Annotated in this window: 9 protein-coding genes and 1 pseudogene; 8 read left to right on the forward strand and 2 right to left on the reverse strand. The window is 67.2% G+C overall.

Going from position 1 to position 12026, the window contains the following annotated elements:
- The first annotated feature begins 13 nt into the window (after positions 1 to 13).
- Positions 14 to 1550 (forward strand): annotated as a pseudogene (locus LWW89_RS08975) (IS66 family transposase).
- A gap of 22 nt (positions 1551 to 1572) precedes the next feature.
- Here LWW89_RS08975 and cadR read toward each other — a convergent pair.
- Complete coding sequence (gene cadR, locus LWW89_RS08980) at positions 1573 to 1992, reverse strand: Cd(II)/Pb(II)-responsive transcriptional regulator (protein ID WP_010791743.1); 420 nt, start codon at positions 1990 to 1992, stop codon at positions 1573 to 1575.
- Between the two features lie 55 nt (positions 1993 to 2047).
- Between cadR and LWW89_RS08985 the strand changes: the two genes are divergently transcribed.
- From LWW89_RS08985 to LWW89_RS09010, 6 genes are all read left to right on the forward strand, one after another.
- Positions 2048 to 3148, forward strand: a complete 1101-nt coding sequence (locus LWW89_RS08985; protein WP_077446928.1) for a cation transporter — start codon at positions 2048 to 2050, stop codon at positions 3146 to 3148.
- A 162-nt stretch (positions 3149 to 3310) separates the two neighbouring features.
- Positions 3311 to 4219 (forward strand): LysR family transcriptional regulator, encoded by a 909-nt coding sequence (locus tag LWW89_RS08990; protein ID WP_003141085.1) that lies wholly within the window; start codon positions 3311 to 3313, stop codon positions 4217 to 4219.
- Positions 4220 to 4480: 261 nt separating this feature from the next.
- Positions 4481 to 4873 carry a diacylglycerol kinase gene (locus tag LWW89_RS08995; protein WP_293263648.1) on the forward strand — a complete coding sequence of 131 codons (393 nt, stop codon included), beginning with the start codon at positions 4481 to 4483 and terminating at the stop codon, positions 4871 to 4873.
- Positions 4874 to 5027: 154 nt separating this feature from the next.
- Complete coding sequence (locus LWW89_RS09000; RefSeq protein WP_293263649.1) at positions 5028 to 6092, forward strand: HlyD family efflux transporter periplasmic adaptor subunit; 1065 nt, start codon at positions 5028 to 5030, stop codon at positions 6090 to 6092.
- Positions 6089 to 8893, forward strand: coding sequence for a ribosome-associated ATPase/putative transporter RbbA (gene rbbA, locus LWW89_RS09005; RefSeq protein WP_293263650.1), 2805 nt, complete (start codon positions 6089 to 6091; stop codon positions 8891 to 8893). The genes LWW89_RS09000 and rbbA overlap by 4 nt, the downstream gene beginning before the upstream one ends.
- Before the next feature lies 1 nt (position 8894).
- Positions 8895 to 10046, forward strand: coding sequence for an ABC transporter permease (locus tag LWW89_RS09010; protein WP_293263651.1), 1152 nt, complete (start codon positions 8895 to 8897; stop codon positions 10044 to 10046).
- A 176-nt stretch (positions 10047 to 10222) separates the two neighbouring features.
- Here the strand turns inward: LWW89_RS09010 and LWW89_RS09015 are convergent, their stop codons facing one another.
- A complete protein-coding gene (locus LWW89_RS09015; RefSeq protein WP_293263652.1) occupies positions 10223 to 11389 on the reverse strand; it encodes an ABC transporter substrate-binding protein in 1167 nt (388 codons plus the stop codon).
- A 239-nt stretch (positions 11390 to 11628) separates the two neighbouring features.
- On the opposite strand from LWW89_RS09015, the gene thiS reads away from it, so the two are divergent.
- Positions 11629 to 11829 carry a sulfur carrier protein ThiS gene (thiS, locus tag LWW89_RS09020; protein WP_293263653.1) on the forward strand — a complete coding sequence of 67 codons (201 nt, stop codon included), beginning with the start codon at positions 11629 to 11631 and terminating at the stop codon, positions 11827 to 11829.
- The last annotated feature ends 197 nt before the right edge of the window (positions 11830 to 12026 follow it).

The following is a 12026-nucleotide window of genomic DNA, read 5'->3' on the forward strand; positions in this document are numbered from 1 at the left end:
ATCATCTTCTCCCGTGATCACCGCAGACCACCTTGACACCCTGGAGCCGCAGCAGATGCGAGCGGCCCTGCTGTCGTTGATGGGTGAGCTGGCCGAGCGAGACGGCGTGATCGCACGCCAGGGCCAAGAGGCGGTCTTCAAGCAGGCGCAGATCGACAAGCTCACGCACGAGAACGCACTGCTCAAGCGCATGAAGTTCGCCGCACAGTCGGAGCGCTTCAGCGCCGAGCAGAAGAGCCTGCTCGATGAATCGCTGGATGAGGACCTGCAGGCGGTGGCCGATGAGATCGAGCAGGCCACGCCGCCAGTGGCAGGCCGCCAAGACAAGCAAGTCCCCAAACGCGCACCCCTGCCGGCCAACCTGTCGCGGCGCGAGATCCGCCACGAGCCCGAGTCCACCACCTGCGCCTGCGGTTGCCAGATGAAGCGCATCGGCGAGGACGTGGCCGAGAAGCTGGACTACGCGCCCGGCGTGTTCACGGTGGAGCGCCACATCCGGGGCAAGTGGGCCTGTGCCCAGTGCGAGACGATTCACCAGGTGCCTGTCGATCCTCACATCATCGACAAAGGCATCCCTACCACTGGGCTACTGGCGCAAGTGCTGGTGGCCAAGTACGCCGACCACCTGCCGCTGTACCGCCAGGAAGCGATCTTCGGCCGCGCCGGCCTAGCCATCCCCCGCTCCACGCTGGCGCAATGGGTGGGCTCGTGTGGCGTGCAGTTGCAGCCACTGGTTGACGCCATGAGGACAGAGCTGCTGCAGCGCCGCGTGCTGCATGCCGACGAGACGCCGGTGTCCATGCTCAAGCCGGGCAACGGCAAGGCGCACCGGGCGTACCTATGGGCCTATGCCACGGGCGCCTTCGAGAACATCAAGGCGGTCGTCTACGACTTCTGCGAATCGCGCTCGGGCGAACACGCCCGGCGCTTCCTGGGCGACTGGAGAGGCAGCCTCACCTGTGACGACTTCAGCGGCTACAAGGCCTTGATCGCAAGTGGTGTGACCGAGGTCGGCTGCCTGGCGCACGCGCGGCGCAAGTTCTTCGATTTGCACGCGGCGAACCAAAGCCAGATCGCCGAGGTCGCGCTGCAGCAGTTCGCGCGGGTCTACGAGATCGAGCGTGAGGTCAAGGAGATTGCGACCGATCAGCGCCAAACCAACGAAGCCGCTGCTTGATGCCTTGCACCAGTGGATGGTGCTGCAACGCCAGAAGGTGCCGGAAGGCTCGGCAAGCGCCAAAGCGCTGGACTACAGCTTGCGGCGCTGGGAGGCTTTGACCCGGTTCGTCGATGACGGACAGCTGCCCGTGGACAACAACTGGATCGAGAACCAGATTCGGCCGATTGCCATTGGCCGCAACAACTGGCTCTTTGCGGGCAGCCTACGAGCTGGTCAGAGGGCAGCAGCCGTCATGACGCTCATCCAGTCAGCACGACTCAATGGGCATGATCCCTATGCGTATCTCAAGGACGTTTTGGCTCGCTTGCCGACGCAACGGGTTAGCCTGGTTCACGAGTTGCTACCGCATCGTTGGTTCGCACCGAGCTGAATGTCGTTATTTGAGGCTCCGCTCAGCGAACGGTTGGCCAGCTTGCCCCAGTGGCGCTGCGCAGCGATTCAAGTGCACCGCAATCGCCAACGCATACCCCTCCCGCACAGGTACTGCGGATGGCACGCAGTTGCTTGCGCAGCGCCTGCAACTCGGCGATTCGCTGCTCTACCAAGCGCATTTGATCGTCTAGCAAGGCATTGACCTCGTCGCAGGACATGGCGGGGTCGTCCTGCAACTGCAGCAGAGCCCGGATATCGTCGTGCGACATGTCCAGCGAGCGGCACCGAACGATGAAGGCCAACCTGTCGACATGCTGTTGGCCATATTGCCGATAGTTGTTGGCGGCCCGCAGGGGCGCCTGCAGAAGGCCCTCTGCTTCATAAAAGCGCACCGCGGGAACGGAGCACCCTGCCAATGACGATAGTTCACCGATTTTCATATTTGCCTACCTACCGCTTGACTCTACAGCTACTTGAGGGTTTCTAATACGGGACATGAGTACATGTCAAAGCAGTAGCTGCTCGAGCAGTTGCAATTCGCAGACGGTCGACGAGGCCCCAAGCGCCATTGCTTCCGTGGAGAGCACATTTTCAGTTCCGGGAATGGACTGCCCCTCCGAGGAGAACCTCATTCGCATGGCGCTGGGTGGTCTGACCGGGGTTGGGCCGATGACCTTCGATCTGGCCCATCGGCAGCTCCGGGTGGTGCACTCGGGCGAGCCCGCCAGGATCGCCCAGAAGCTGACGCCCCTGAACTTGGGTGCGGTTCTGCTGACAAGCGAGAGGCGCACCGAAGGCGGGCAGTGGAAGACGCGTTTCTCCGTGCCGAAGATGGATTGCCCGTCGGAGGAGAATCTCATTCGGATGGCGCTGGCCGATGCGTCGGCTGTTGCGGCACTGGACTTCGATCTGAAGGACCGTGTACTCACCGTGCAGCATGGGGGAAGTACGCAAGAGCTGCTGGGCCGTCTCATCCCTCTCAACCTCGGCGCGCAAGTGTTGGACAGCGTGCAAAGCGACGAGTCTACGGCCCCAGACGCAGAGGGGAATGCCTCTGAGGCTCGGACCTTAAAGCTGCTGCTCGCTATCAACGGTGCGATGTTTGTCTTTGAGTTGATCGTTGGCCTGATCGCCCAGTCCACAGGTCTCATAGCGGACTCGCTTGACATGTTCGCCGATGCGGCGGTCTACGGACTGGCGCTCTATGCGGTGGGCCGCGCCGCCGCCTTGAAGATGAAGGCAGCGCACATCGCTGGTTGGTTGCAAGTCGTGCTTGCGCTTGGCGCGCTTTTGGAGGTCGTTCGGCGGGCAGTTGTGGGAAGTGAGCCGGCGTCCATGCTCATGATGAGTATCGGGCTGGTCGCATTGATCGCCAACGTCACCTGCCTGGTGCTGATCGCCAAGAAGCGGGATCGGGGCGCCCACATGACGGCAAGCTACATTTTTTCTGCGAATGATGTGATCGCAAACGCGGGGGTGATAGTCGCTGGTGTTTTGGTCGCTTGGACGGGCTCCTCGTACCCTGACCTCGTGATTGGCGCAGTCATTGCGCTGATAGTGCTCAGCGGTGCCCGGCGCATCCTGAACCTCCGATAGCCAATCTAGCGGCATCCCACACCGATGCCTAGCCAAGGTGGGATGGCCGGCCGCTTACAAGCATGCAACGCCGGAACCTCTTGCCAATCATCGAAGGAGAAAGCGAGGCGCAATCCGCATGAGGTGGACGCAGGCCAGGAACGAGGCAAACAGGAGGCCGCATTGGAACTCAGACTACTGCGCTATTTCGTTGCGGTCGCGGAAGAACTGCATTTCGCGCGAGCGGCCGAGCGCCTTGGCGTAGAACAATCGCCTGTGTCGCGCGCAATGCGAAATCTCGAAGCCACGCTCGGCGTGCAGTTGTTCGACCGCAGCGCGCACCAGACGCGACTGACCTGGGCCGGTCAAGTGTTCCTCGGTGAGTGCCGGCGCGTGCTGGCCACCGTGGAGCAGGCGGTGAGTGCCGCAAAGGCGGCGGCGCAGGGCTATCAGGGTTATCTGCGCATCGCCATCTGCGACAGCTTGGCGCAGCCCCACATTGCCACCTTGCTGGCGCGCAGCCGCGAGGAAGAGCCCGAACTGGAGATTCGCGTCTTCGAGCTGCCTTTCGCGCAGCAGCTCAAGGGCCTGCACAACGATCTGCTGGACATCGGTTTTGCGCTGTCGGACGCGGTGAGCGAAGGCCTTGTCGCCGAGCCCGTGTGGACCGATCCTCTGTCGGTGATCGTGCCCGTGCGCCACCCCTTGTTGGCGCACGCGGAAGTGCCATTGGATGAAGCCTTGAAGTTTCCGTTGGTACTGTGCCATCCGGACGCGGGATCGGGCTGCCACCACCAGATCCAGGCGGTGCTTCAAGGTGCGTCCAAGCCGCTCAAGCTGGTAGATCAGGTGACGAGCCTAGGCGTGATGCTGACTCTGGTCGGTGCCGGTTATGGCCTAGGTTTCGCCATTGCCTCGCAGGTGCAGACCCTGAACCGCCCCGACATAACCGTTCGCCCCTTGGCCGGCACGCCGCCCATGCTGTCCACCTACCTGCTGCGCCGCAGCGCCGAACCCTCTGAGCCCATGAAGCGGTTTCTGCAGCGCGCCCGCGAGGAGTTCCTGCCAAAGGGAGATGAACCGGCCTCGTGACGTTGAGCGCTCGGGTACATTGGCTACTGCTGGCTGTCCATGGCTCGCACTGGACTTGCTCGGAGCGCGCGTTGACCAAGCGTGGTTTTTCAGTCCATAATTATGTCCATCTCGGTTCGCCGAGTGCGGAAAACTCGTTATCAATCAACGAGTTGGGAACACGATGATGTTCCCTTCGCCCGCTCCATCCCACGCGGCACCCAATACCTTCCCCACCGCTTCTTCTCCGGTCCGTTTCTGTCGAGCGCCTCGCCACCGACCATGACCTCGCCCAAGGAAACGCCTTACGTCACCGGCAACGGCCTCGCCCGCCTCATCGCCGCCGCCCGCAATTCCTGGGCCGGGCTGAAGGCCGCCTGGCGGCTGGAAGCCGCGTTCCGCCAGGAAATCCTTCTCGCCCTGGTGCTGCTACCCGTGGCCGTGGCGGCGCCCGTGACCCATGCCGAGCGGGCCCTGCTGCTGCTCACCCTGGGCCTGGTGCTGGTGGTGGAAGTCCTCAATTCGGCCATCGAGGCGGTGGTGGACCGGGTGTCCCTGGAGCGCCACGAGCTGTCGGGGCGGGCCAAGGATCTGGGCAGTGCCGCGGTGCTGCTCGCCCTGCTCACCCTGGCCGGGGTGTGGGGCGCCATCCTGCTGCCCCTGCTATTCCCCTGATCGCCCTGGCCGGACGCACGTCCGGCCCGGTGCTTGCCCTGGATCAAGCACCATTCGCCTGGCCGGGAATAGGCTTGGCATGACAAACTATGAGCCTGCGAACGATCCGCCGCCCACCCGCCGCGGCGCATCACCACACGTTCAGGACAAGATCATGAATACCCGCAAACTCTGGGCTCTCGGCGGCGCCGGCTTGGCCGCCTGTGCCGCTTTCCTGATCTGGCAGTCCCGCCAGGTGCCCACCCTCCCCCCCGGCTTCGCCCAGGGCAACGGCCGCATCGAGGCCACCGAGATCGACGTTTCCACCAAGGCCGCCGGCCGGGTCAAGGAAGTGCTGGTGCGCGAGGGCGACTTCGTCACCGCCGGCCAGAAGGTGGCGCGCATGGATACCGACGCTCTGGATGCCCAGTTGCAGCAGGCCCAGGCCCAGGTGCGCCAGGCGGAAAGCGCCCAGGCCACCACCCAGGCCCTGGTGGCCCAGCGCGAGAGCGCCAAGTCGGCGGCCGAGGCGGTGGTGGCCCAGCGGCGCAGCGAACTGGCCTTTGCCGAAGGCGAGCTGCGCCGTTCCCAGACCCTGGTGGCCAAAGGCTTCATCACTCCGCAGAAGGTCGACGCCGACCGGGCCAAGCGCGACAGCGCCGCCGCCGCCCTGGCAGCGGCCAAGGCCCAGGTGGTGGAAGCCAGGTCCGGCATCGCTGCCGCCCGCTCCCAGGTGGTGGAGGCCAAGTCGGCCATCGAGGCGGCCAAGGCCACCGTCGCCCGGCTGGAGGCCGACAAGGCCGACAGCGTGCTGGTGGCGCCCCGGGACGGCCGGGTCCAGTACCGGGTGGCCGAACCCGGCGAGGTGCTCGGCGCCGGCGGCAAGGTGGTCAGCCTGATCGACCTGACCGACGTGTACATGACCCTGTTCCTGCCCGAGACCCTGGTGGGCAAGCTGGCCATTGGCGCCGAGGCGCGCATCGTCCTCGACGCCGTGCCCCAGTACGTGATCCCGGCCAAGGTGTCCTTCGTCGCCAGCGAGGCCCAGTTCACCCCCAAGACGGTGGAAACCGCCGTGGAGCGGCAGAAGCTGGTGTTCCGCGTCAAGGCGCGCATCGACCCCGACCTGCTGCGCGAGCACATCGCCCAGGTCAAGACCGGCCTGCCCGGGGTCACCACCGTGCGCCTGGCCGGCGGCGGCGAGTGGCCCGACCACCTGGCGGTGCACCTGCCCCAATGACCCCCGCCACCGCCCCGGCCGGCACGACGGACGCCGCCGTCGCCACCCTGGCGGCGGTGAGCCACCGCTACGGGCGCACCGTGGCGGTGGACGGCATCGCCCTGACCCTGCCGGCGGGCTGCGCCGTGGGCTTCATCGGCCCGGACGGGGTGGGCAAGTCCACCGTGCTGGCCCTACTCGCCGGGGCCAAGGGCGTACAGCAGGGCACGGTGCAGGTGCTCGGCGGCGACATGGCCGACGACGCCCACCGGGAAGCGGTCTGCCCTCGGGTGGCCTACATGCCCCAGGGCCTGGGCAAGAACCTCTACCCCACCCTGTCGGTGCGGGAAAACGTGGATTTCTTCGGCCGCCTGTTCGGCCACGGCGAGGCCGAGCGCCGCCAGCGCATCGCCGAGCTGCTGGAGAGCACCGGCCTGGCCCCCTTCGCCGACCGGCCGGCGGGCAAGCTGTCCGGTGGCATGAAGCAGAAGCTCGGCCTGTGCTGCGCCCTGATCCACGACCCGGACCTGCTCATCCTCGACGAGCCGACCACCGGGGTCGATCCCCTTTCCCGCCGCCAGTTCTGGGAACTGGTCGAGCGCATCCGCGCCCGCCGCCCGGGCATGAGCGTGGTGGTGGCCACCGCCTACATGGAAGAGGCCGAGCGCTTCGATTGGCTGGTCGCCATGGACGCCGGCCGGGTACTGGCCACCGGCACCCCGGCACAGCTCAAGGCCGACACCGGCGCCGACACCCTGGAAGCGGCCTTCATCGCCCTGCTGCCGCCGGACAAGCGCGACGGGCACCACCGCCTGGCGCTGCGCCCGCGCCGCGCCGACCTGCACGAGGTGGCCATCGAGGCCCGGGAGTTGACCTGCCGCTTCGGCGACTTCACCGCGGTGGACCGGGTCAGCTTTCGCATCGAGCGCGGCGAGATCTTCGGCTTCCTCGGCTCCAACGGCTGCGGCAAGACCACCACCATGAAGATGCTGACCGGGCTGCTGCCGGCCAGCGACGGCCAGGCCAGCCTGTTCGGCCAGCCCATCGACGCCCGGGACCTGGGGGTGCGCAAGCGGGTCGGCTACATGTCCCAGGCCTTCTCCCTGTACGGCGAACTGACCGTGCGGCAGAACCTGGAACTGCACGCCCGCCTGTTCCACCTGCCGACCGCCGAGATTCCCGCCCGGGTGGCGGCCATGGAAGAGCGCTTCGACCTGGCCGGCTACCGGGAGGCCAAGGCCGACAGCCTGCCCCTGGGCATCCGCCAGCGTCTGTCCCTGGCGGTGGCGGTGATCCACGGCCCGGACCTGTTGATCCTCGACGAGCCCACCTCCGGGGTGGACCCGGTGGCCCGGGACGGTTTCTGGCAACTGATGCTCGACCTGTCGCGCAACGACGGGGTGACCATCTTCATCTCCACCCACTTCATGAACGAGGCGGAGCGCTGCGACCGCATCTCGCTGATGCACGCCGGCCGGGTGCTGGCCAGCGACACCCCGGCGGGCCTGGTGGCCGCCCGGGGCGCCGCCAGCCTGGAAGACGCCTTCATCGCCTACCTGGAAGCCGCCACCGCCGCTTCCGCCAGTCCGGCCAACCCACCCGCTGCCGCCGCACCGGCCAAGGCCACTGCTGCCGCAGCACCGCCGGCCCCTCCTTCCGCGCCCCCATCCCAGAACAATCACCGGCGCCCCCCGGCCTTCAGCCTGCAACGGCTGTTGTCCTACGCCTACCGGGAGACCCTGGAGCTGCGCCGCGACCGCATCCGCCTGGTGTTCGCCCTGCTCGGCACGGCATTGCTGATGCTGATCCTCGGCTACGGCATCAGCATGGACGTGGAGGGGCTGCCCTACGCCGTGCTCGACCGGGACCAGACCCAGGAGAGCCAGTGGTACGCCGAGCAGTTCGCCGGTTCCCGCTACTTCATCACCCGGGCGCCGATCGCCAGCGAGGCCGAGATGGACCGGCGCATGCGCGCCGGCGAGCTGAGCCTGGCCATCGAGATTCCCCCCGGCTTCGGCCGCGACCTGCGGCGCAACGCCCAGCCCGAGGTGGCCGCCTGGATCGACGGGGCCATGCCCTACCGGGCCGAGACCATCCGCGGCTACGTCCAGGCCGCCCACTACGCCTACGTGAACAGCCTGCGCGCACGCCTGCCCAACCCGCCGGTCCTGGCCCCCAGCGGCGGCCTGGAAGTGCGCTACCGCTACAACCCGGAGGTGCGCAGCCTGAACGCCATGGTGCCGGCGGTGATCCCCCTGCTGCTGATCCTGATCCCGGCCATGCTCACCGCCGTGGGGGTGGTGCGCGAGAAGGAGCTGGGCTCGATCATCAACCTCTACGTCACCCCGGTGACCCGCATCGAGTTCCTGCTCGGCAAGCAGTTGCCCTACATCGGCATCGGCCTGATCAACTACCTGACCCTGGTAGCCATGGCGGTACTGGTCTTCGACGTGCCGATGAAAGGCAGCCTGGCCGCCCTCACCCTGGCCGCCGTGCTCTACCTGACCGCCGCCACCGGCCTGGGGCTGCTCATGTCGTCGTTCACCCACACCCAGATCGCCGCCCTGTTCGGCACGGCCATCGCCACCATGCTGCCGGCCATCCAGTTCTCGGGCCTGACCAACCCGGTATCGTCCCTGGAAGGCGCCGGGGCGGTATTCGGCCAGCTTTACCCGACCACCTACTTCATGCTGATTTCCCGGGGCACCTTCGCCAAGGCCCTGGGGCTGGCAGAACTGACCCCCTTCTACCTGGCCATCGCCGCCTTCATCCCGGTGTTCACCGTCGCCAGCGTGCTGCTGCTGCGCAAACAGGGGGACTGACATGGCTACCGGAACGACCGGGCTGGGCGGCACCCTGGCCAACATCCTCAACCTGGGCATCAAGGAGCTGCGCAGCCTGAAGGGCGACCCCCTGATGCTGGCCTTCATCGTCTGGGCCTTCACCGGCGGCATCTACGCCGTGGGCAGCGCCGTGTCGATGGAGCTGCACAACGCGCCGGTGGCGGTGGTGGACGAGGACCAGTCGCCCCTCTCCCACCGCCTGGCCGATGCCCTCCAGCCGCCCCGCTTCAAGGTCCCGCAACGGATCGGCCTGGCCGACATGGACCCGGGCCTGGACCAGGGGCGCTACACCTTCGTCCTCGACATTCCCCCCCACTACCAGCGCGACCTCAACGCCGGCCGGGCGCCCCTGATCCAGCTCAACATCGACGCCACCCAGATGAGCCAGGCCTTCATCGGCGCCGGCTACATCCAGACCATCGTCAACAACGAGGTGGGCGGCTACCTGCGCCACAACCGGCCGGCCGAGCCCCTGCCGGCGGGGCTGACGACGCGCATGCGCTTCAACCCCAACCTGGACAGCGCCTGGTTCGGTTCGGTGATGGAGATCGTCAACCAGATCACCCTGCTGTCGATCATCCTGGCCGGCGCCGCCCTGATCCGGGAACGGGAGCACGGCACCCTGGAGCACCTGCTGGTGATGCCGCTGACGCCCTTCGAGATCATGAGCGCCAAGGTCTGGGCCAACGGCCTGGTGGTGCTGGCGGCCACCGGCCTGTCGCTCCAGTTCGTGGTCAAGGGGGTGCTCGGCGTGCCCATCTCCGGCTCCCTGGCCCTGTTCCTGTGCGGCACCGCCCTGCACCTGTTCTCGACCACCGCCATGGGCATCTTTCTCGCAACCGTGGCCCGCTCCATGCCCCAGATGGGCCTGCTGCTGATCCTGGCGATCGTGCCCCTGCAAATCCTCTCCGGCGCCACCACCCCCCGGGAATCCATGCCCGAGCTGGTGCAGACCCTGATGCTGGCGGCTCCCACCACCCACTTCGTCGCCTTCGCCCAGGCCATCCTCTACCGGGGCGCCGGGCTGGACGTGGTGTGGCCCCAGTTCTTGGCCATCGCCCTGATCGGCACCGTCTTCTTCCTTGCCGCCCTGGCCCGCTTCCGCAAGACCGTGGCGGCGATGCAGGGCTAAATCGCGCTAAATGGCACCCCGCCAAACGCCGCGCCAGTAGCCGATCTCCAGGCCATCACCTTGGAGCGCCTTTATCGGCGCGCCATTTCGGCATGGATGGCTGAAGACCGGCTACTGGCGCGGAGGTTCCGGCAGTAGCGGAGCGATCCCGGGCACCGCCCGAGGCCTAGTGGGGCTTACTCGTGCAGGGCCACCCACTTGCCGTTCTTCACGGTCATCATCAGCCGGGCCCGGTGGTCCATGCCGTTGTGGTTGGCCGGGGACATGGTGAACACCCCCTGGGCGCCCACCACTTCCTTTGATTTTTCCAGGGCGTCGCGCAGGGCGACGCGGAAGGCTTCGCTGCCCGGCTTGCCGGCCTTGAGCGCCAGGGGAATGGCCTTTTGCAGCAGCAGGCCGGCGTCGAAGGTGTTGGCGCCGAAGGTGGAGGTGGTGCCGGCGCCGTACTTGGCCTCATAGCTCTTGATGTAGCCCTGGGCCACGGCCTTGATCGGGTTGCCGGCGGGCAGGTCGTCGGCCACCAGCATCGGGCCGCCGGCCATCAGGGTGCCTTCCACCGCCTTGCCGCCGAGCTTGATGAAGTCGTTGGTGGCCACGCCGTGGGTCTGGTAGACCTTGCCCTTGTAGCCCTTGTCGGCAAGGGCTACCTGGGGCAGCACCGCCGGGCCGCCGGTGGCGGCGATGAACACGGCGTCGGGCCGGGCGGCGATCAGCTTGAGCACCTGGCCGGTCACCGAGGGATCGGTGCGGGTGTAGCGCTCACTGGCCACCAGCTTGATGCCGTGCTTTTCCGCCAGGGCGGCGAAGGACTTGTACCAGTTCTCGCCGTAGGGGTCGTTGAAGCCGATGAAGCCGACGGTCTTGATGCCGGTCTTGACCATGTGGGCCACCAGGGCGTCGGCGATCAGGCTGTCGTTCTGGGTGGTCTTGAACACCCAGCGCTTCTTGTCGTCCATGGGCTCGATCACCGCCGCGGAGCCGACGGTGGTGATCAGCGGCGTCCGGGCCTCGGCGACGAAGTCGAGCATGGCCAGGGCCGCCGGGGTGGTGGTCGGGCCGATCAGGGCATCCACCTTGGTCTCGGAGATCAGCTTCTTGACGTTGGTCACCGCGTTGGTCGGGTCCGACGCGTCGTCGAGCACGGTGTAGTCGATCTTCACCCCAGCCACTTCGGTAGGCAGCAGGGCCACCGTATTCTTCTGGGGGATGCCGACCACGGCGGTGACGCCGGTGCTGGAGGCGATCACCCCGACCTTGACCGTCTCGGCGGCGTGGGCGGCGGGGCCGGCCAGCAGGAGGGCGCCAGCCAGGGCGGGCAGCAGGGCAGGTGCGAAAGCGCGCATGGATGCTCCGAAAGAAGGAGAAAAGGCAAAGGGCGCATTATAGCCACCACCGCCGTTCCCCTGCCCTCGCCGCCCCGGCCGGGCGCGGCCCGGGGCGGCGCAGTGCTAAAATCCGGCCTCTCGGCGCTGCGCCTGCCGGCAACGCGCGTTACCCTTGCACCTCGCCGGCCCGTGCGACCGGCATTCCACGCTTCACGCGCCACACCATCCATTCGCGGCGCCCCGCGCCCTTTCCGCCCATGCAACTGACCGTCAACGGCGAACCCCGCAGCTTTCCCGCCCCCCTTTCCGTGGCCGGCCTGGTGGACTACCTGGGCCTCACCGGCAAGCGCATCGCCGTGGAGCGCAACGGCGAGATCGTGCCCCGGGGCCGCCATGCCGACACCGGCCTGGCCGACGGCGACGTGCTCGAAATCGTGGTCGCCGTGGGCGGCGGCTGATCCGCCCACCACGCCCCACCCGGCCCCGGCCAACCCGCGCCCTTTACCCGCTTTTCCGCCCCACCCGCATTCCGGAGCAGTTCCATGACCGCCATGGCCCCCCCCGCCGACGCCCGCGACGATAACCTCACCCTGGCGGGCCGCAGCTACCGCTCGCGCCTGCTGGTCGGCACCGGCAAGTACGCCGACTTCGCCCA

It is taken from the genome of Oryzomicrobium sp., assembly GCF_021287045.1.
Lineage (GTDB): Bacteria > Pseudomonadota > Gammaproteobacteria > Burkholderiales > Rhodocyclaceae > Oryzomicrobium.